The organism is Novosphingobium anseongense, from assembly GCF_037482895.1.
Taxonomy (GTDB): domain Bacteria; phylum Pseudomonadota; class Alphaproteobacteria; order Sphingomonadales; family Sphingomonadaceae; genus Novosphingobium; species Novosphingobium anseongense.
Genome location: NZ_JBBHJZ010000003.1, coordinates 363013 through 383855 on the forward strand (window position 1 = coordinate 363013; position 20843 = coordinate 383855).

The window sequence follows — 20843 nt, forward strand, 5'->3', positions numbered from 1 at the left end:
TAGGAATGTTGGGCTATCAGATAGGTTTCGGCTCACGGGCGTTCATCCCGGAGTGCGGAGGGGAAAGATAATGACATCTTCGAATCGTTCGGGTCGAGTTCTGGTCATGGCAGGGGTGGCCCTTGCCGCACTTTCCGGGAGTGAGGCTTTTGCACAGTCGGCCGAGACCGATGCGGCTGCAGACACCGGTTACGGTGAGATCGTCGTGACCGCGCAGAAGCGCGCCGAGCGTCTCCAGGATGTGCCGGCCTCGGTGGCCGTGCTCGCTACCGACGATCTCGCGCAGCAGGGCGTGGTCCGCTTTTCCGACTATGCCACGCGCGTTCCCGGCCTGTCGCTGACCTCGGGCCGCACGGGCAACGCCCAGGTCACCCTGCGCGGCATCACCACGGGCGCCGCGCAACCGGGCTCGACCACCGGCTACTACGTCGATGAAGCGCCGGTCGGTTCGGTCAACGCCTATACGGGTGGCAGCTCGATCACCCCCGATCTCGATCCTTCCGACCTCGCGCAGATCGAAGTGCTCAAGGGCCCGCAGGGCACGCTCTACGGCGCCGGCGCGGTCGGCGGCCTGCTCAAGTTCGCGACCACGGGCGTCGATCTGAACGATTACACCGCGCGCGTCTCGGGCGGGGTCAACACCGTCGCCAAGGGCGAAATGGGTTTCGCGATCCGCGGCATGGCCAACCTGCCGATCGAGAAGGACGTGCTCGGCCTGCGCGTCTCGGGCTTCTTCCGTCGCGACGGCGGCTATGTCGACAACGTCAATGCGCGCACGGGTCGCAAGGACATCAACCGCGCGAGCGTTCGCGGCGGCCGTGCCGTGCTGGCGGTCAAGCTGGCCGAAAACGTCCGGCTCGATCTCTCGGCGCTGGGCCAGGACACCAAGAGCAACGGCACCAACCTGACCGACGTCGATGCCGCAACGCTCAAGCCGATCACTGGCGATTTCCAGGCGAACCGCGTCGTCCGCGAAGAGGGCTTCGTGCGCCTGCGCCTCTACAACGCGACCTTGAAGGCCGAACTTGGCAAGATCGACCTCGTCTCGTCGACGACCTACCAGCGGATCTACTTCAAGGAGATCACCGACGGCACGCGCGGTTTCGGCGCGGCGCTCGGTCCGCTGCTGGGCCTCGGCAACAACCTCGGCGTGCGCGTCAACACGATCAAGCGCACCGCGCGCTGGTCGGAAGAGGCGCGCGCGAGCGCCAACGAACTGCTTGGCGGCGCGCTCGATCTGCAGGCGGGTTTCTACTGGACCAAGGAAGAGGACGAGAACCGCATCCCCGGAATGGATGCCTTCCTGGCCAGCACGGGCGCGCCGCTGACCCTGCCGCGCCCGATCGCCATCGCGTCGATCGATTCCGCCTATGAGGAGTATTCGGTCTTCGGCAACGCGCGTATCCACCTGGGCGAGAAGTTCGATATCCTCGCCGGCCTGCGCTACAGCCACGACAAGCAGACCTACCTCCAAGACTATCAAGGCATCGTCGTCGGCCCGACGCGGCTGATCGTGCCGGGCCAGGCCAGCGACAACGTCACCACCTGGCTCGTCTCACCGCGCTTCAAGTTCTCGGACGACTTCATGATCTACGGCCGCGTCGCCACCGGCTATCGCCCGGGCGGCCCGAACCCGGCGCCGCCGACGGGCAATATCCCGCTGACCTTCCAGCCCGATCGGCTGACCCAGTACGAAGTCGGCCTCAAGGCGCAGACCGCCGATCGCAGCCTCTCGTTCGAAGGCGCGCTGTTCTATACCGACTGGAACGACGTCCAGATCCAGACGAGCGGTGGCGGCTTCAACTACTTGGTCAACGGCGGCAAGGCGCGCAGCCAGGGCGGCGAGGCGACCTTGCGCTATCGCCCCGTCGAAGGTCTGTCGCTGGGTGCGAACGTTTCCTACATCGACGCCAAGCTGACCACGGCGGCGCCGGCTGCGGGCGGCATCAAGGGCGATCGCCTGCCCTATGTGCCGCAATGGTCTGGCTCGGCTTCGGCAGACTACACCGTGCCGCTCTCGGGCGATGCCAAGGCCAGCTTCGGTGCGACGCTCAACTTCGTGTCCGAACGCATCAGCGACTACGCGCTGCGCTTCCCCAAGCGCCTGGCCGGCTATGCCACGGTTGACCTGCGCGCCGGGATCGAGACGGGCAACCTGTCGTTCTCGGTCTTCGCCAAGAACCTGACCGACAAGCGCGCGATCAACGTCGCCGCCCAGGCGGCGCTGGCGCCGAGCAGCACGCCGGGCGCGGTCTACTATGCCTCCTTCATCCAGCCGCGGATGATCGGTGCCGAAGGCGCGATCAAGTTCTGATGCACCAGCAGGCCATCATCGAGCGCGTGCCCGTGCCGCCCGAATTCATCGATGCTCTGCGCGAGCGCTTCGGTGCTCAGGTCCAGACGGGCGAAGCGGTCTGCCGCCAGCACGGCACCAGCGAGGCGCATTTCGCGCCGGTCCTGCCCGATGCCGTGGTCTTCGCGCAGTCCACGCAGGAGGTGATCGAACTCGTGCGCCTGTGCGTCGCGGCAGGCGTTCCGGTCGTGCCCTTCGGTGCGGGCACCTCGATCGAGGGCAATGCCCTGCCGGTTCGCGGCGGGGTCAGCCTCGATCTCTCGCAGATGACGCAGATCGTCGCCGTGAACGCCGAGGACTTCGACTGCACGGTCCAGGCCGGCGTGCGGCGCGAGGAGCTCAACCAGTATCTGCGCGACACGGGCCTTTTCTTCCCGATCGATCCCGGGGCCAATGCCACGATCGGCGGCATGGCCTCGACCCGCGCCTCGGGCACCAACGCCGTACGTTACGGCACGATGCGCGACGCGGTGCTTTCGCTGACCGTGGTCACGCCTCAGGGCGAGGTGATCAAGACCGCGCGTCGCGCGCGCAAGTCGGCTGCGGGCTACGATCTGACCCGACTCTATGTCGGCTCCGAAGGCACGCTCGGCGTCATCACCGAAGTGACCTTGCGACTGCACCCGATCCCCGAGACCATCTCCGCCGCCGTTTGCGGTTTCGAGACGCTGCAGGGCGCGGTCGACACCGTGGTCCAGTCGATCCAACTCGGCGTGCCGCTGGCGCGCGTCGAAATCCTCGACGACATGCAGATCCGCGCCTGCAACAAGTGGTCGAAGCTCGATCTGCCCGAAGTCACGACCCTGTTCTTCGAATTCCACGGCTCGCCCGCAGGCGTCGCCGAGCAGGTGGAGACCGTGGGGCAGCTTGCGGCGGCTAACGGCGGCGGCAATTTCCAGTGGGCCTCGACCCAGGAAGAGCGCACCAGGCTCTGGAAGGCGCGGCACGAGGCCTATTACGCCGCGGTCAACCTGCGCTCCGGCGCGATCGGCTGGGCGACCGACGTCTGCGTGCCAATCAGTCGGCTGCCCGAATGCATCACGCAGACCAAGGCGGATCTGGCCACCGCCAGCGTGCCGGGCACGATCGTCGGCCATGTCGGCGACGGCAATTTCCACGTGATCTTCTCGATCGATCCGAAGGCTCCCGCGGAACTTGCCGAAGTCGAGATGCTGAACGCGCGGCTGGTCGAGCGCGCACTGGCGATGGACGGCACCTGCACCGGGGAGCATGGCATCGGCATCGGCAAGCAGGAATGGCTGGCCAAGGAACTGGGCGAAAGCACGATCGACGTCATGCGCATGATCAAGCGCGCGCTCGATCCGCAGGACCTGTTCAACCCTGGCAAGATCTTCACGCTCTGAGGTCGAGGCGACGACGATGGCGCGCCTGTACGGCATCGCCATCCGCGGCGGGCTGATCTAGGAAGCGCTCCATGCCGCTCTCGCTCCTGCTGACCGCCGCCGCACTTGGCGTGACCGACAATCCCTGCCCGGTGGTCATCGTGCCGCCGCAATTCGCAGCCTGGCGCACCGCGACCCTTTCGGGAAAGACCGCGCAGGTGCCGCCACCGTCTGCCGCCGAGCTCGCCGCCTACCGCACGGCTTATGCCGAGGCGCGCAAGGGCGATTGGCCGGCGATCTGCCAGTACCGCGCCGACAACCTGCGGCTGCGTGCGATGCCGCAGGCGGCGCGCGAGGTCGTGTTCATGGGCGATTCGATCACCGAGAACTGGGGCTATGCCGATCCCGCGTTTTACCGTCCGGGCCGGGTCAACCGCGGCATCAGCGGCCAGACCACGCAGCAGATGCTGCTGCGCTTTCCCTCGGACGTGATCGCGCTACGCCCGCGCGTGGTCCACATCATGGCCGGCACCAACGACATCGCCGGCAACACCGGGCCGACCACGCTCGACGCGATCGAGGGCAACATCGCGGCGATGGTCGTGCTGGCCAAGGCCGCGGGCATCCGTATCGTCCTCGCCGCGACGCCGCCCTCGGTCGCGTTCAACTGGGCGCCGAACCTGCGGCCGGCCTCGACGATCGCCGCGCTCAATCTGCGCCTGCGCCAGCTCGCTGCGCGCGAGCGGGTGACTTTTATCGACTACGGCGCGGTTCTGGCGACGCCGACGGGCGGCCTGAAGCCCGAATACACTTCGGATGGCACCCATCCCAATGCTGCCGGCTATGCCGCGATGGCGCCGCTGGCGACGCGGGCGCTGCAGCAGCGCTAGCGCACGGCTTTCCGGTTATCGTTATTGCGAATCGGTTGCGTTATCCTTGTCCGCGCGGCGATAATTGGCTAGCGTGGCGAAATGTCGGCAAGAGCTCGGAAATGGATCAGGGTCGGCTTCGCCGGACCCGGCGCTTTCATCATCGCGCTGGTGATCATGGCGGGAATGGCGCTGTGGCTGCCGCAGGGTGCCGCGCAGATCGACAATCTCGTGCTGCCGCTCATTCTGTTCCCGCTGATCTGGGCCGCGCTGTTCTTCCATGCCTGTCTCGACGGCAAGCTGGTCCGCGTCGCCGTGGTCGCGCTCGGGCTCTGCGTGGTGCACGCGGGACTCGTCGCGAACAAGTTTATGTCCAAACCTGCCGCCGCCAGTCCCGCCGCAGCCCATGAGGCGAAGTCATGATCCATCTCCCCAAGGAAGAGACCAAGCTGATGGTCGCCGTCCACGGCTGGTCGGGCATCGTGCTGGGGCTGCTGCTCTACGCCGTGGTCCTGACCGGCATGGCCGCGGTCTTCGCCGAGGAGATCGGCGCCTGGTCGGCCGGCCACGTCGAGACGCGGTCCGCGTTCCAGAAGCCGATCGACGCCCAGGTCCGCACGCTGATCCCGCGCACGCCGGCCGAGTTCCGCGATGACGTCAACGCCTTCGAGATCGGCGATCACAACCTCGGCGTGTTCTTCCACCGCCATGAGCTCAAGCCCAATGGCGAACCGGTCGACCGCGGTGTCTATTATCAGCTCGACGCGGCGGGCAACGTCCAGAAGGAACTGCGCGGTACGGGCGAGGAGGTGTTCGGCCCGCGCAACGACGACGCGTTGAGTTCGTTCCTCGTCGACACCCACGTGCGGCTGCACCTGCCCAATCCCTGGGGCCTGTTGCTGACCGGCGTGCTCGGCCTCGCCATGCTCGTCGCGGCGATCTCGGGCCTGCTGATCCACCGCCACCTGTTCAAGGACATCTTCACCTTGCGGCGCAAGGCGAACCCCGTGCTCGTCGATCGCGATCGGCATTCGGTTGCGGGCACCTGGAGCCTGCCCTTCGCCTTCATCCTCGCTTTCACCGGCTCGTTCTTCTCGTTCTTCGGCACGGTCGGCGTGCCGATCGTCGCGATGGCGGCTTTCGGCGGCGATCAGGTGGCGCTGAGCGAGGCCGTGTTCGGCAGCGCCGCCAAGCCCGATCCCACGCCCAAGGTCATCGGCAATCTCGACCGCATCACCGCCGACGCCGCGCAGCGTGCGGGCGGAGCGCCGACCTTCATGACGATCGAGCACTTCGGCCGCGCCGATGCCGTGGTCACGACCTTCCACATGCCCAAGGCCGGCGACATCGAGCCGAGCACCCTGGTCTACAAGGGCGCCACGGGCGAGTTCGACCGGGCCAAGCCCTCGATCGGCACTCGCCCTTCGGCGGGCGGTACTTTGGCTGCGATCATGGGCCCGCTGCACTTCGGCAATTTCGCCGGGGTGCTGTCGAAGGCCGTGTGGTTCGGGCTGGGTTTTGCGATGTGCTACGTCACGCTGACGGGACTGCGCCTCTGGCTCGTCCGCCGGCGCGAGGGTGCGCGGTCGCTCGACTGGCTCGAACGCGCAACCACCGTGGTCGGCTTCGGGCTGCCCTTTGCGCTGCTCGTCTGCGCGGTCGCCTTCCTCGTGACCATGCCGCTCGGCTCGGCGGTATTCTGGACGCCGACGAGCTTCGTCGCCGCTTGCCTCGTCACGATCGCTGCCGCCTTCGTGCTGAGCAATGCGCGGCTGGATCGCGCCTTGCAGATCGGCATGGCGGTTCTGCTGGTGGCGCTGCCCTTCGTCCGCTTTGCCACGGGTGGACCGGGCTGGGGACCGGCGCTGGCGACGGGTGAACTGGCGATCCCGGCGGTCGACCTCGCACTGTGGTTCGGCGGCGGCTGGGCGCTCTGGAACCTGCTGGGTCAGCGCCGCGAAGACCGCCGCGCTGACGACTTCGCGCTGCAGCCCGCCGAATGACCTGGCTACTCTATCCCGCTGTCGCGATCTCGCTCGCGATCATTGCCTTGCTCTGGCACGGCGACCCCAAGCGGCGTCGCACGATTGGCCTGCGCGACAAGGCCGATGGCAGCGGCAAGCGCCGGGTCCTGGCCGCGGTTGCGCTGGTGCCAGGCCTGGTCCTAGCCGTCCTCGGCGATTCCTCGGCCTTCCTCGTCTGGTTCGGTGCCTGCGCGATGGCCGGCTGGCTCGTCGCGCAGGTTCGCGTCAGCGCCTAGCTTCGGGCGGGTAGCACCCGGGCGCGGCATTCGCCGAAGCCGATCGTGGCGCGACCCGGCGCCTCGGCGCTGGCCTTGAGCGTGATTTCATCGCCGTCTTCGAGGAAGGTCCGCGTCTCGCCGCCGGGCAGTTCGATCGTGCGTTTGCCGCCTTCGCTCAGTTCCATGAGGCTGCCGAAGCCTTCGCGCGCCGGCGCCGAGATCGTGCCCGTGCCGAGCAGGTCGCCTGGCTGGAGGTTGCAGCCGTTCGAGGCGTGATGCGTGACGATCTGCTGGACCGTCCAGTACATCGAACTCGCCGGACCGGTGGAAAGCCTGACCGGGTCGAGCCCCTCGTCGCGCATTTTTGCGGTGCTGAGCCAGACCTCGAGCGTCAGCGCCAGCGCGCCATGAGTTTGATCGTCGACATCAGCGAGATAGGCCAGCGGTGCGGGATCGCCCTCGGGCCGCGGCGGTTGGGCCAGGCGGAAGGGAGCGAGCGCTTCGGGCGTGACCAGCCAGGACGACACGGTCGAGTGGAAGTTCTTGGCGAGGAAGGGGCCGAGCGGCTGGTATTCCCAGGCCTGGAAGTCGCGCGCCGACCAGTCGTTTAGCAGGCAGAAGCCGCCGATGTGCTCGGCCGCTTCGCTGATCGCGATCGGATCGCCCAATTCGTTGCCCGGGCCGATCCAGACGCCGAGCTCGAGCTCGTAGTCGAGACGGACGCTCGGGCCGAACAGCGGCGTATCGGCCTCGGGCGGCTTGCGCTGGCCCTTGGGCCGCACGAGCGGCTCGCCCGAGGGACGCACCGACGAGGCGCGGCCGTGATAGCCGATCGGCACGTATTTGTAGTTGGGCAGCAGTGGGTTGTCAGGGCGGAACTGACGGCCGATGTTGTTGGCGTGGTGGATGCCGACGTAGAAGTCGGTGTAATCACCGATCCGCGCGGGCAGGTGCAGCGTGCATTCGGCCGCCGGGTAAATTGCGTCGCTCAGGCTGCCACGGAAGCTCGTGCGCGTCAGCAGGTCGCTGATCGTCCGCCGCAGCTCACCGCGCGGCTTGATCGGCAGGGCCAACAGACGGTTGAGCGTATCGTCCAGGCACACGTCGGCGACATTGGGCGGTAACAGCCCGCGCTCGGCACAGGCGGCTAGGTCGAGGATCTGATCGCCAATCGCGACGCCGATGCGCGGCGCCTCGCCCGCGGGCGCAAAGACGCCGTAAGGCAGGTTCTGCACGGGAAAGTCGGAATGGCCGTTGGCGCTCTCGACCCAGCTCTTGCGCGCCGGATCGTGCGTTTCGTCGATCGTCCACCAGCTCATCTGTCATTCCTCGGTAGCTGCGCCTTGGCGAAGTTCTGCCAGCAGGCGTCGTAGTCGTTCTGCAGCAGCGGCGTTTCCGTGGCCCAACGCGTGGGGCGGAAGACGTGGCGGCTCTCGAACATGAAGGCCATCGTCGCCTCGATCTTGTGCGGCTCGAGCTCGGCGGCGATGGCCTGGGCATAGGAGGCGGCGTCGGGACCGTGGCTCGACATCGCGTTGTGCAGGCTCGCGCCACCGGGGACGAAGCCGCCGGCCTTGGCATCGTAGGCTCCCTCGATCAGTCCCATGAACTCGCTCATGACGTTGCGGTGGAACCACGGCGGGCGGAAGGTATCCTCGGCGACCATCCAGCGCGGCGGGAACACGACGAAGTCGATGGCGGCCGTGCCCGGCGTGTCGCTGGGGCTGGTCAGGACGGTGAAGATGGACGGATCGGGGTGGTCGTAGGAAACCGTGCCGATCGTGTTGAACCGCGTGAGGTCGTACCGCACCGGTGCGAGATTGCCGTGCCAGGCGACGACGTCGAACGGGCTGTGGTCGAGCGTGGTGCTCCAGAGCGCGCCCAGGAACTTCTGCACCAGTTCGAACGGCCGCTCCACGTCCTCGAAGGCGGCGACCGGGCTCTCGAAATCGCGCGGATTGGCGAGGCCGTTCGAGCCGATCGGGCCGAGCTCGGGCAGACGAAAGGCCGCGCCGGTATTCTCGCAGACATAGCCGCGCGCCGGGCCGTCGACCGCCACCGAGAAGCGCATGCCGCGCGGGATTACCGCGATCTGCAGCGGCGCCACCGTCAACACGCCGAGCTCGGTACGGATATCCAGTGCGCCCTGCTGGGGCACGATGAGGAGTTCGCCGTCGGCCGAGAAGAACGCGCGGTCCTGCATCGAAGCATTGGCGGCATAGACATGCACAGCGCAGGCATCGTTATCGGCATATGTCACGAGCCCGTCGACGAAGTCGGTCGGTTCCGCAGGCAGGCTCAGCGCATCCCAGCGCAGGCGATTGGGCGAGGGCGGCATGTCGTCGAACGGCGCCGAGCGCAGCAGCGCAGCCCCCGCATAGGGCGTATAGGGCGGATGCGCCGCCGTCGGCCGCAGCCGATAGAGCCAAGAGCGGCGGTTCTCGGCGCGCGGCGCGGTGAAGGCCGTGCCCGAGAGCTGTTCCGCATAGAGCCCGAACGGCACGTGCTGCGGGCTGTTGCGCCCCTGTGGCAGCGCGCCCGCCACCGCCTCACTGGAAAAGTGGTTGCCGAAGCCCGTCAGCATGCCTTCGCTCACGCCCCGCTCCTCATTCGTCGACGCTGACCACGCCGCGGCGGATCTGGTCTAGCTCGATCGACTCGAACAGCGCCTGGAAATTGCCGTTGCCGAAGCCTTCATTACCCTTGCGCTGGATGATCTCGAAGAAGATCGGCCCGAACATGTTCTCGGTAAAGATCTGCAGGAGGATGCCCTCGTCGCTCTGCGCATCGCCGTCGATCAGGATGCGGTTCTTGCGAAGCCGTTCGAGGTCCTCCCCGTGGCCGGGCACACGCGTGTCGACGAGCTCGTAGTAGGTCTCGATCGTGTCCTGCAGTCGAACGCCGCGCGCGCGCAGCTTCTCGACCGTGTCGTAGATGTCGGCCGTGGTCAGCGCGAGGTGCTGGATGCCTTCGCCATTGTACTCGCGGATGAACTCCTCGATCTGGCTCTTATCGTCCTGGCTCTCGTTCAAGGGTATGCGGATCGCGCGGTCGGGCGCGATCATCGCCTGGCTGACGAGCCCCGTGGCCTTGCCCTTGATGTCGAAGAACTTCTGCTCTTCGAAAGCGAACAGCGTGCGGTAGAACTCGCTCCACACGCGCATCTGGCCACGACGGACGTTGTGCGTCAGGTGGTCGAGCAGGTCGAGCCCGACGCTGTTGGCGGCCTCTGCCTCGCGCCAGCCGGCGAATTCGGCCCAGTCGGCGTAGAGGTCCGAGCCATCCTGGATGAAGTAGAGGTACGATCCGCCGATCCCCTGGATCACCGTATCGTCCTCGGCCGTGGCCTTGGCCCCATGTTCGAGCGCCCAGGCCATGGCCGCTACGGGATCGGCAACGCGGAAGGCCATGGCGCTGGCAGAAGGGCCGTGCTCGCCACGGAACTTGGCGACGCGGCCGGCTTCGTCGCGGTTGAGCATCAGGTTGATGCGGCCCTGCTTGTAGCGCGTGATGTTCTTGGTCGGGTGCCGATGTGTCGGTACGAAGCCGAGCGCCAGGAACTGCGCGGCCATCGCTGCGGGATCGGGCGAGGTGAACTCGACGAATTCGAATCCGTTGAGGCCGAGCGGGTTGGTGCGATTGTCAGGTGCGGTCGTCATGGGGCAATTCCTCGCTGGGAAGGGGGCAGCCGGGCGCCTTGGCGCGGGCATAGGCCTGAGTGCCAAGGGTGTAGACATGGTCCTCAGGCAACACGGTTTCCGGCTCGAGATCGGGCTGGCCTTCGAGGCGGCGATAGAGCGGTGCGAAATCGGTCTCGATCGTCTGGCGCAGAAGATCGTCGAAGCTGTCTATGACGAAGTAGGACTGCTGGTAGTCGTCGATCCGGTACTGCGTGCGCATCAGCCGTTCGAGGCCAAAGCCGATGCGGTTGGGGGACGCATCGTCGAGTGCGAACTTGGACTCGCCGAAAGACGAGACGATGCCCGCGCCGTAGAGCTTGAGGCCGCTATCCTGGCGGATCAGTCCAAACTCGACCGTATACCAGTAGAGCCGGGCCAGGCGGTCGATCGCGCCCAGGCCATCAGCGCGCAGGCCGCCTTCGCCATAGGCCTGCATGTAGTCGGCGAAGACCGGGTGCGAGAGCAGCGGGACGTGGCCGAACACGTCGTGGAAGACGTCGGGCTCCTCGAGATAGTCGAGTTGGTCGGGCCGGCGGATGAAGCGGCCGGCGACGAAGCGGCGGTTGGCCAGATGTTCGAAGAACACGCGGTCGGGCACGAGCCCGGGGACGGCGACGACCTGCCAGCCGGTCGCCTTCATGAGCCGTTCGGACAGGGCCTCGAAATCGGGAATGCCCGGCTTGTCCATGCGCAGCATGTCGAGCCCGGCGATGAATTCGGGCACCACGCGATCCGGCAGCATCGCCGCCTGGCGCGCGAAGAGCCGATCCCACATCGCATGTTCGGCAGGTGAATAGGCGGCCCAGTCCTGCGGGACGGTCCAGTCCTCCGCGGTGCCCGCGGGGCGAGAAAGCTCGGCTTCGGCCATTCGCGTGAACTTCCCACAAACGGAGCGAGAAATCCGTTCAAAGTGTTGGTATAACGGTGAATAGGCGATAAGGTTCGCAAAAATTCAGAGGTTTCGTGAACAATATCGTCAAGCTCGATCCGCTCGACCGCAAAATCCTGATGCAGCTTCAGCGCGATGCCGCGCTGAGCAATGCCGATCTGGCAGAAAAGGTCGGCAGTACCGGCCCGTCCTGCTGGCGTCGTATCCGCCAGATGGAGGATGCCGGCGTGCTCAAGGAAACCGTACGGCTCGCTGATCCGCAGCTTCTCGGACAGAGCGTCAACGTGCTCTGTGAAGTGCGCATGCGCGACTATTCGGCCGAATGCATCGACGCCTTCCACGCCTTCGTTCAGCGCGAGGATCGCGTCATGGAATGCTATTCGATGTCGGGCGAATGGGATTACCTGATGCGGATCGTCGCGTCCGACGTTTCCGACTACGAGCATTTCCTGATGCGCGTGCTGCTCAAGCATCCCTCGGTCAGCGGCGCGTCGTCACATTTCGCGCTCTCGATCGTGAAGTATCAGACGGCGCTGCCCGTCGCGCCCTGAGGGGCACGGTCGCCGCGGCGGCATAGCCATCCTGCCGCAGGGCAAATTGACGCTTCTGTGAACAGTCGGCCACTTGGCCTATCGTCTCACGATGGATGACGACCCGCAGGGTGCCGGGCGCGACGCTGTCGCATCGACCCAATATGGACAAGTGAGAGGCCGCCGAGGGGAGGGGATCCGCACCTTCCTCGGCGTACCTTATGCCGCGCCGCCCGAACGCTTCGAACTGCCGCGGGCGCCAGCTGCCTGGCGCGGCCTGCGCGACGCGCTGGTGCCCGGCGATTGCGCGCCGCACGTCATAACGCCATTTCCCGGGCTCGATGTCGTTCCGGTGGTCGGGAAGGGCGGCGTCGATGGCCGCGACTACCTGACGGTCAATGTCTGGGCGCCCGACGATGCTGCGGGCCGGCCGGTCATGGTCTTCGTCCACGGCGGCGGCTTCGTCATCGGCAGCAAGGACGCGCCCGTGCACGACGGCAGCGCCTTCGCGCGCTCGGGCGTGGTCTGCGTCGCGATCAACTATCGGCTCGGCATCGATGGATTCCTGCCCGTGCCGGGTGCGCCGACCAACCTCGGCCTGCGCGACATCCTCTTCGCGTTGCGCTGGGTGCAGGACAATATCGCCGGCTTCGGCGGTGATCCGGCCAATGTCACGGTTTTCGGCGAGTCCGCGGGGGCGATGGCGATCGCCGACCTGATAACCTCGCCGCTAGTAAAAGGGCTATTCCGCCGGGCCATCGTCGAGAGCGGCCATGGCTCGATGGTCCGAGAGATGCCGATCGCCCGACGCCTCGTCGCCAAGCTCGCGAAAATCCTCAAAGTGCCGCAGACGGTGGCCGGTTTCCGCAGCGCCTCCGTGGCCGATGGCCTCACCGCCATGGCCAAGCTGGCCAAGCCGACTGCGCGACTCGACCTGCGCGACGCCGCGGGTCACGAGCCGGTCTTCGGCATAAGCCGTTTCGTTCCGGTGATCGGCGACGACGTGCTGCCCGTGCATCCGCTGACGGCACTGCGCGCCGGGGCCGGCGCCGAGGTCGACATGCTCATCGGCACCAATGCCGAGGAAATGAACCTCTACTTCGTGCCCACCGGCGTGCGCGCCAAGTTGGGACGACTGCTGGCGGGTTGGATCCTGGGAAAGTCGAACCCGCAGCCGCGCGCGGCGCTTCGCGCTTACGGTCTGGGCACAAAGGGCGTTTCGCCCGGTCATGCCTTCACGCGCGCGATGACCGATCTCGTCTTCCGCTGGCCGGCGCGGCAATATGCCGCGGCGCACCTCGGGCGAACCTGGGCCTACGAGTTCGACTGGCGCTCGCCCGCCTGCAACGGCGAGCTCGGTGCGTGCCATGGCATGGAACTGCCCTTCGTGTTCAACACCCTGCCCACCACCACCGGCGCTGAAGGTCTTGCCGGCGCCGCGCCGCCGCAGGACCTGGCCGACCGGGTGCACGCGCTCTGGGTCCGGTTCGCGACCGATGGCACCTTGCCCTGGATGCCGTTCAACGCGCTCGATCGGCTGGTCTACCAGCTCGAGAAAGGTGACGTGGTGCACGAGCCGGTCATGCCCGCCGCCCGGTTCCTGCCGGAGTAGCACGCCGGTTCCCAACGATACGCGCGGCAGCGCCGCGCTGAACGAACGCGCGCCGGGACGCGGCGGCCTGAACCTTCGGTTCGGGCTCGCCCCGGCGTGATCCCTGCGTGTTACGGGTCGCTCTCGGAACGCGTGGGGGGCGGGTCGGTGGCGTCCTCGGACACTTCCGGCCCGCCGGGCGAGGAGCCCCTTTTCGCCCGCAGTGCACGGCGAAGCGCGAAATCTCTGATCGCCAAGCCTTTTACGGCACGAACCAGGTATATTTCCGAGGGTACCGTTCCGTAAGCATAAACCACAATCACTTACTCGGATTCCTGAAAGTTCGGGCCATTGGGCCCGGCAATTGTGCGGGAATACGGTGAACAGCTCAGCAATCCTTAGGACCGAACTGGGCGACGCTGATCACGTCGCGCATTCGGTGCCGCCGGCGCGAATATCCGCGCCACCGGCGGACACGCGAGACGGCCGCGCCGAACTGCTGCGGCAGTCGGGTATCGCGCGCGCGCTCGGTTCGGCCTTTGTCAGCGACGTGCTCGCCGCCGCCTGGCGCCAGCTCGATCGCGCGCCGCGGCTTGCGGCGCTGATCGGCAACTGGCCCGGCGATCCCGCCGCGGCCGCCATGGCCATGCGGCTCAACGCCGGCCTCCACGCGCTGGCGCGGCGACAGGTCCATCCCGATCTCGACGCACTCTATGCCGGCCGGCACGACGATTTCGACCGTGCGATCGGCGAAGCGCTCGAAACCGGCGAAGCGACGATCCTCGAATGGATGGATCATCCGACCCAGACCAACGAGGTCGGCCGCTCGGCTTCGTTCATGGCCGCGTTGATGACGCTCGCGCACGATACGGCGATGCCTTTCGAACTGCTCGAATTCGGCGCGAGCGCCGGGCTCAATCTCATGCTCGACCGCTACGCCCATGACCTGGGCGGAGTGAGGGCGGGCAAGCTCGATTCGCCTGTGTGCGTCGCTCCCGAATGGCGCGGGGCGACGGTGCCACAGGCGCCGGTCGTGATCGACCGGGTCCGGGGCGTCGACCTGCGTCCGCTGCGGCTAGAGGAAAGTCTCACCCGCGAGCGGCTGCTGTCCTACATCTGGGCCGATCATCCGCAGCGTGCCGAGCGCCTTTGTCACGCGATCGCGATCAACCGCGCTTGCCCGCCGCCGATCGACCGCGACAGCGCCGCGCCCTGGCTTGCCCGCCAACTCGCCGAGCCGCAGCGCGACGGCGTCTGCCGCGTGATCATGCATTCGATGGTGCTGCAATATCTGCCCGAGGCCGAGCGCCGCGCCGCGCTGACCACGATCATGGCCGCCGGCGCGCGCGCCACGCCCGAGCGTCCGCTTGCCTGGATCAGCCTCGAATGGAATTCGGACCGCAGCGAGGTCCAACTCCGCCTGACCCACTGGACGGGCGGCGAAGAGGCCGGCACCAGCCGCGTGCTGGCGATCTGCCACGCCTATGGTTCGTGGATCGACTGGCGCGGTTGAGTCCCGATCTTCTTGCCCCATCTGCGACGAGCCGTGAGGACTTCATCGCAAACGATTTGCCCGAGACGTCACGTTTCGGGATAGCGGCGCCATGGGTCGGTGAGGGAATGCGATGAAATTTGGCTGGTTGATCTGCGCACCGCTGCTTGCGGCTGTCGTGCCTGCGGCCGTCCTGGCGGACGATCCCAAGGACCCCGCGATGCGCGGTTCCGCCGCCCGGCAGCGCGATCACGAGATCATTCGCCAACTGAATCTCCAGCAGCTCGCGCATGTGCGCGAACGCGATGCGCGCTACGCCGAAGGTTGGCGCGCCTGGCGCGGATCCGAAGACCATGCCGATGCCGCGTCGAACTACAGTGCGCAATCGCGTGCCCATGAACGCGACCGTGCCGACTATGCCGAGGAGCGCGCCCGCTACGATCGGCAAGTGGCCGCCTGGCGCCGCGCGGTACAAGCCTGTCGCGCCGGCGACTATTTCGCCTGCGATTGAAGGGCTGCCGCCGCCCTTCCTGCGATCGCGCTATTCCGTCGCCCCCGCCGGTCCGCTAGTTCCAACGATCCGCCGCTGCGCCTTCGCAGGGAGGATTTCCCACCAGGTTATGATGCCGCAGCGATTGCCGCAGGGGATGTTCTCGCGGTGGCGATCGTGCTTCAGCGTGCCATCGATATCCGGTTGCCAGCTCCGCTTACGCGCAGTTGGGCCTTGCTGCCGTCGGGCGTGGTCCACTGCACGCGGTTGCTGGCGCCAACGATGCGGATCACGCCTTTCGATGCAAGCTCGACGCGAACCTCATTGTCAGCGCCTTCAATCACCAGTTGGCTGCAGCCTCCCGTGACCGTCATCCGATTGCTCGCCCCCGAAATCGTTGCGATCCCGCCACCGCAGTCGAGTTCGCCCTGGTCGCCGGCGCCTTCGAATGTGGCTTGGGCGGAAGCTGGGGAGGCAAGGGCGAGGACGGCGGGGACAAAGACGAACTTGGTGCACTGCATAGGCATCGACTCCTCAGGACAGAATGATCCTAAGGCGTTTTCGAGATCCCGGAATGACTTGGGCGCTCGTCCGGTCGCGCCACACCCTCGCTGGGACGCAATGGATCCGCGCTCCGGTGCAGATTTCTGATCTGGGGCTCAAGCACGTAGCAGGCTCGAAGCCGCTCGTCGTCACCGCCAAGTTGCAGAGGAAGGCAGGCTCGCCGGCGCCAAGCCTGTTCTGGTCAAAGAATAAAGCCCGGCGCGCCGTGAGGCGCACCGGGCCTTTTCGCGTGGCCGGGGGGCGGCACGCGGGTGGCCGGAGCGCGGAAGCTCCGACCGCCTTTTCGCTCAGAACGAATAGCGCGCCGAGGCCGAGATCGTCCGGCCGTTGATCGCGCGAGCGGTGACCACGCCCGTCGCCGGGATCGCTGCCTGGGTCACTTCGGCGAGGCCGAGAACGTTGAACACGTTGTTCGCGTTCAACGAGAGCTGGACGCGCTCGGTCGGGCGCACCTGGAGGAAGGCGTTGACCGTCGTGTAGCCGGGCATCTTGAGCTGGTTGGTGTCTTGCGCGAAGCTGCCGGTGGTGCCGATCACGTTCGCGCCGATGCTGAACAGCTCGGTGTCGTACTGCGGGGTCAGCGCGAAGATGAAGTTCGCCTGGTGCCGCGGCACGTTGCCGATCACGCTGGGATCGGTGAGATCGTTCGAAATCTCGGCATCGGTATAGGTCGCGCCGGCTGTCAGCTTGAACGGACCCCAGGCATAGGAGCCCTCGAACTCGGCGCCCACGGCCTTGTAGGAGCGGACGATGTTCTGGACCTGGACCTGGCCTTGCGCATTGCTGTTGATCTGCGAGTTGCGCTCGCCGGTCTTCGCCCAGAAGCCGGTCAGATAGAGCTCGAGGTTGTCCTTGCGGAACTTCACGCCGGCCTCGGCCTGCTTGACCGGATCGTACTTGCTTGCCGGATCGACGGGTTCGCCGGTCAGGTAGTTCATCGCCGGGGTGAACTGCAGGCGTTCGGCAGCGGCGCGGCCACCGCGGCTGTAGCGCGCGAAGACCGAGAGATCCTGGGCGAAGCGGTAATTGGCGCTCAGCGAGTAGGAGAGGTAGTCGTACTTGTAGTTCACCGGGCCGGGCTGCGTGAGCGGCAGCACGCCGACGCGCGTCTCGGGGATCGAGATCACGCCGTCGCCGTTTATGTCGAAGCTGGACGTGCCGACGCGGCCGCCTCCCAGTTCCGAACCGTAGAGCGTGCCCTTGACCCGGCCGAAGTCGTAACGGACCGAACCGCCGACCGCGAGCTTGCCGGTCTTGTAGTTGAACGAGGCGTAAGGCGCGTCGATCGTGTAGTTGAGGTCATAGGAGCGGCGGTAGCCGGTCGTGACGATCTGCGCGCTATAGGCGTAGTAACCGTCCTGCGTCTGCTTGCGGCCGAGCGCGTCGGTGATGTCGAGCAGCGCGCTCTGGCCGCCGCCGACGACGTCGGTCACCGCCGAGTTGAATAGCCAATCGGCATCGATCTTCTGCGACGAGTGGTAGTAGCCGAAGGTGGTCGTCAGATCGCCGTTACCGATCTTCCACACCTTGCTTGCGCGCACGTCGTTGCTCAGGTTGTCGAGGCTGTTGAGGTGGACGTCCATGAACAGCGAATAGGCCATCAGGCCGTTGCCGTTCAGCGTGGCGGGATTGGCGATGACCTGGCCCTTGTTCGGGCCCGAGGCATAGGAGAGCCTGGCGAGCGGACCGCCATAAGCCGCGAGCAGCGCGGTGGCCGGGGCGACCGACAGCGGGAAATTCTGCATGACGCGGCCGTGGATGTCCGAATAGCGGAACTTCTCGCTGATCGTCCAATCGCCGAGCTCGAACTGCGCGTCGAGGCCGACGGTCTTGACGATCGGGTGCGAGCCTTCGCGCATGTCGTCGCGGATCAGCTTGTTGTCGCCGTCGAGCGTCGGGAGGGCCGAAATCGCGTTCGAGCCGATGACATCCTTGCGAATGTCGAAGTTTGCGATCGGGCTGTAGGTCGGATCGGCGTTGGTGCCGCCGACCGCGAGCGGCATCTGCAGGTAGGTCGGCGTGCGATCATCGAGGTACTTGCCGTAGAGTCGGATATAGCCACCCGCGAAGGTCTTGGTCAGGTTGACCTTGAACTGGCCGCCCTTGAGGGCATCGTAGCCCATCTCGCGCGGGCCTTCGCCCTGACGGTAGAAGCCGCCGACGTGGAAGCGCAGGCTGTCCGACAGCTTGCCGCCATAGTCGAAGTCGAAGCGCTTGGTGTCGTAGTCGAGCCCGGTCGAGACCTGGACCGCGCCGCCTTCGACCTCGCCGGTCTTCGAGATGAAGTTGATAACGCCGCCCGGCGAATTCGACGAGAAGGTCGAAGCCGAACCGCCACGGATCGTCTGAACCTGGCCGAGGCTCAGGTCGGCGCGCATGAACACGTCAGAGCCGAAGAAGTTGAGGTCGCCGAATTCGACGACGGGCATGCCGTCTTCCTGGAACTGCATGAACTTCGAGCCCGTCGCCGCGAGCGGCAGACCGCGGATCGAGTAAGAGGCATTGCCTTCGCCGCTGACCGCCTCGGCGCGGATGCCGGGGACGTTGCGCAGGATCTCGGCGATCGAGGGCATGCCGAGCTTCTGGATCTCGACGCCGTCGAACGAACTGGCGGAGATCGCGCTGTCGAGCATGTCGCGGCCCTTGGCGACGCCGGTCGTGAAGGCTTGCTTGGCGGGCTTCGCCTCAGCCGCGGTTTCCGTACCGGTCGACGTCGCGTCCTGCGCGAAAGCCGGAAGCGGGCTGGCGCAGGCCGCCGCGAGAAGGATGTACTTGAACTTCATGATTGTCTGCCCCGTGAATGCCGAGATGGGATCGCACGGGGAGGGCCTAGGGGAGATCCATTTAATATGGAGGTTTCGTGTCTCTATGTAATACTGCCTCTGTCTGGAAACAAATCGGCAATACCGTTGATAACCGCTGTCAGTAATTGTCGTTAAATGAAAAGGGCCGGCAAGCGTTGTGCTTGCCGGCCCTTTTTCATTTGGCCAGATCTATTGGCGTGGCGTCAGAATTCCGACCAGTCGTCGTCGCTCTGGAGCGCCAGGTTGCCCATGACCTGCGGCACCGGGGCCGACATCTGCCGCGGCGGGGCCGCGCGGGGCGCGGGCGCCGAGACCATCGTCGGACGGCGCGAGCCGGCCGCGTCGATCTGGAAGGTCGAGAAGGCGCGGAACAGTTCCTCTGCTTCCTTGGCGAGCAGTTCGGTCGCAGCCGTGGTCTGTTCGACCATGGCGGCGTTCTGCTGGGTCATCATGTCCATCGAGCTGATGGCCGAGTTGACTTCGCGCAGGCCGCTCGATTGCTGCTCGGCCGCGGCGGCCATGGCTTCGATCGAGTTCGAGACGCTCGACACGCGCTCGATGATGCGATCGAGCGAGCCACCGGTCTCGTTGACCAGTTCCACACCGGCCGTGACGTGTCCGGCGGTCGAGGTGATGCGCGTCTTGACGTCGCTGGCGGCGTCCGCGGCGCGCTGGGCGAGTGCCCGCACTTCGCTGGCGACCACGGCGAAGCCCTTGCCGGCGTCACCGGCACGCGCCGCTTCGACACCTGCGTTGAGCGCGAGGAGGTTGGTCTGGAAGGCGATGCCGTCGATCACGGTGATGATCTCGACGATTTCCTGGCTGGCCTTCTGGATGCCGTACATCGCCTCGATCGCCTTGCGGACGACGTCGCCGCCCTGCTCGGCTTCGCTGCGCGCCTCGACCATCGCCTTGCTGGCGTTGGTGGCGATTTCGGCGCTTTCGCTGACCTTCTTGGTGATGTCGGCCATAGCCGCGCTCGAGGTCTGCAGCTTGGCAGCCTGCTGCTCGGAACGCTTCGACAGGTCGTTGGTGGCCTGACGGATCTCGGACGAGGAGTTCGAGATCGAGTCGATCGTGCCGCGGACCGAGCCCATGACGCCGCAGAGCTGTTCGAGCGCGGCGTTGAAGTCCTTGGCGACACCCGCGAAAGCCGGTGGCAGATCGTTCAGACGCGCGCGCAGATCGGACTGCGACAGGTCGTGCAGGCGGCGACCGATCTCGCCCATGGCGAGTTCGCGATCGCGGTCGCCGGTTTCCTTGGCGATGGCGGCGTCGCGGAACACGAGCACGGCACGGGCCATGTCGCCGAGTTCGTCGACGCGATCCGTGTCGGGCACGGCAATGTCGTTACGGCCGGCGGCCAGATCGGCCATGACCTGGGTCAGGCCGCTGATCGGACGGGCGATGAGCTTGGTCAGCTGCATGGCGAGGAAGATCGCGATACCGATCAGGGCGATGCCGCCGATCGTGAGCGTGATCAGAGCCACCGTGATCGCGGTCTGCTGGCGCGTCGAGTTGGATTCGATCGCGGCGACCTGGGCGTCGCGGATCAGGCGCAGCGGCAGCACCGCGGCGCTGACCAACACGGCCTTGCCGGCGCCGCGGACCTCGTCGGCGGCCTCGTCCTTGTGGCCGGCCTTGACGCGCGCGATGAGGCGGTCACCCCAGTCCTTGCGCCACTTGAGCGTCTCTGTGCGCGATTCGAGCAGCGCCGTCTTCAACTCGGGCTCGACCAGAACCTTCTCAAGCTTGGCCGAGGCGGAGTCGTAGTCGTCGCGTCCTTCGTTGTAGGACTTGAGATAGGAGTCGTCGCCGGTCACGAGGTAGCCGCGAAGCTGGCTGTTCTGACGCAGCAGCGCGGTTTCCAGCGTGAGCACCTCAGCGTGGATTCCCTGGCTTTCGTTGTTGCGATCGGTCGAGCCAGAGATCATCAGGATGTTGGCCAGAAACACGATCATCACGACTGCGGCCATGGCGCAGATCGTGGCGAAGG

General features: G+C 66.4%; 17 protein-coding genes. 10 read left to right on the plus strand and 7 right to left on the minus strand.

Annotated elements, in window-relative coordinates; genetic code table 11:
• Positions 1 to 106 precede the first annotated feature (106 nt).
• The 6 genes from WG901_RS15725 to WG901_RS15750 all read left to right on the plus strand — a co-directional run bounded on the left by WG901_RS15725 (position 107) and on the right by WG901_RS15750 (position 6825).
• Positions 107 to 2314 (plus strand): TonB-dependent receptor, encoded by a 2208-nt coding sequence (locus tag WG901_RS15725; protein ID WP_339588042.1) that lies wholly within the window; start codon positions 107 to 109, stop codon positions 2312 to 2314.
• Positions 2314 to 3717: an FAD-binding oxidoreductase gene (locus tag WG901_RS15730; protein ID WP_339588043.1), complete on the plus strand. Its 1404-nt coding sequence runs from the start codon at positions 2314 to 2316 to the stop codon at positions 3715 to 3717. Before WG901_RS15725 ends, WG901_RS15730 begins: the two co-directional genes overlap by 1 nt.
• A 71-nt stretch (positions 3718 to 3788) precedes the next feature.
• Entirely contained in the window at positions 3789 to 4586 is a 798-nt protein-coding gene (locus WG901_RS15735) for a GDSL-type esterase/lipase family protein (RefSeq protein ID WP_339588044.1), read from the plus strand.
• 81 nt (positions 4587 to 4667) lie between these two features.
• Positions 4668 to 4988, plus strand: a complete 321-nt coding sequence (locus WG901_RS15740) for a hypothetical protein (RefSeq protein WP_339588045.1) — start codon at positions 4668 to 4670, stop codon at positions 4986 to 4988.
• Positions 4985 to 6568: a PepSY-associated TM helix domain-containing protein gene (locus WG901_RS15745; protein WP_339588046.1), complete on the plus strand. Its 1584-nt coding sequence runs from the start codon at positions 4985 to 4987 to the stop codon at positions 6566 to 6568. The genes WG901_RS15740 and WG901_RS15745 overlap by 4 nt, the downstream gene beginning before the upstream one ends.
• Complete coding sequence (locus tag WG901_RS15750) at positions 6565 to 6825, plus strand: hypothetical protein (RefSeq protein WP_339588047.1); 261 nt, start codon at positions 6565 to 6567, stop codon at positions 6823 to 6825. Before WG901_RS15745 ends, WG901_RS15750 begins: the two co-directional genes overlap by 4 nt.
• On the opposite strand, the gene fahA is transcribed toward WG901_RS15750, so the two are convergent.
• The 4 genes from fahA to phhA are packed head-to-tail and all read right to left on the minus strand — an operon-like array spanning position 6822 to position 11355.
• Positions 6822 to 8126: a fumarylacetoacetase gene (fahA, locus tag WG901_RS15755; RefSeq protein WP_339588048.1), complete on the minus strand. Its 1305-nt coding sequence runs from the start codon at positions 8124 to 8126 to the stop codon at positions 6822 to 6824. The genes WG901_RS15750 and fahA overlap by 4 nt on opposite strands.
• On the minus strand, positions 8123 to 9391 hold the full coding sequence (gene hmgA / locus WG901_RS15760; protein WP_339588426.1) for a homogentisate 1,2-dioxygenase: 1269 nt from the start codon (positions 9389 to 9391) through the stop codon (positions 8123 to 8125). The genes fahA and hmgA overlap by 4 nt, the downstream gene beginning before the upstream one ends.
• A gap of 22 nt (positions 9392 to 9413) precedes the next feature.
• Positions 9414 to 10466, minus strand: coding sequence for a 4-hydroxyphenylpyruvate dioxygenase (gene hppD, locus WG901_RS15765; protein ID WP_339588049.1), 1053 nt, complete (start codon positions 10464 to 10466; stop codon positions 9414 to 9416).
• Positions 10450 to 11355, minus strand: coding sequence for a phenylalanine 4-monooxygenase (gene phhA / locus WG901_RS15770; RefSeq protein ID WP_339588050.1), 906 nt, complete (start codon positions 11353 to 11355; stop codon positions 10450 to 10452). The genes hppD and phhA overlap by 17 nt, the downstream gene beginning before the upstream one ends.
• Positions 11356 to 11450: 95 nt before the next feature.
• On the opposite strand from phhA, the gene WG901_RS15775 reads away from it, so the two are divergent.
• From WG901_RS15775 to WG901_RS15790, 4 genes are all read left to right on the plus strand, one after another.
• Entirely contained in the window at positions 11451 to 11927 is a 477-nt protein-coding gene (locus WG901_RS15775) for an Lrp/AsnC family transcriptional regulator (RefSeq protein ID WP_339588051.1), read from the plus strand.
• Between the two features lie 91 nt (positions 11928 to 12018).
• Positions 12019 to 13518, plus strand: coding sequence for a carboxylesterase/lipase family protein (locus WG901_RS15780; RefSeq protein WP_339588052.1), 1500 nt, complete (start codon positions 12019 to 12021; stop codon positions 13516 to 13518).
• Positions 13519 to 13876: 358 nt separating this feature from the next.
• Positions 13877 to 15010 carry a DUF2332 domain-containing protein gene (locus WG901_RS15785; protein ID WP_339588053.1) on the plus strand — a complete coding sequence of 378 codons (1134 nt, stop codon included), beginning with the start codon at positions 13877 to 13879 and terminating at the stop codon, positions 15008 to 15010.
• Between the two features lie 112 nt (positions 15011 to 15122).
• Positions 15123 to 15500, plus strand: coding sequence for a hypothetical protein (locus tag WG901_RS15790; protein WP_339588054.1), 378 nt, complete (start codon positions 15123 to 15125; stop codon positions 15498 to 15500).
• 161 nt (positions 15501 to 15661) lie between these two features.
• On the opposite strand, the gene WG901_RS15795 is transcribed toward WG901_RS15790, so the two are convergent.
• The 3 genes from WG901_RS15795 to WG901_RS15805 all read right to left on the minus strand — a co-directional run bounded on the left by WG901_RS15795 (position 15662) and on the right by WG901_RS15805 (position 20823).
• A complete protein-coding gene (locus WG901_RS15795) occupies positions 15662 to 16000 on the minus strand; it encodes a DUF3060 domain-containing protein (RefSeq protein WP_339588055.1) in 339 nt (112 codons plus the stop codon).
• 330 nt (positions 16001 to 16330) lie between these two features.
• Positions 16331 to 18826 (minus strand): TonB-dependent receptor domain-containing protein, encoded by a 2496-nt coding sequence (locus WG901_RS15800; protein WP_339588056.1) that lies wholly within the window; start codon positions 18824 to 18826, stop codon positions 16331 to 16333.
• A 224-nt stretch (positions 18827 to 19050) separates the two neighbouring features.
• Positions 19051 to 20823, minus strand: a complete 1773-nt coding sequence (locus WG901_RS15805; RefSeq protein WP_339588057.1) for a methyl-accepting chemotaxis protein — start codon at positions 20821 to 20823, stop codon at positions 19051 to 19053.
• Positions 20824 to 20843: the final 20 nt, after the last annotated feature.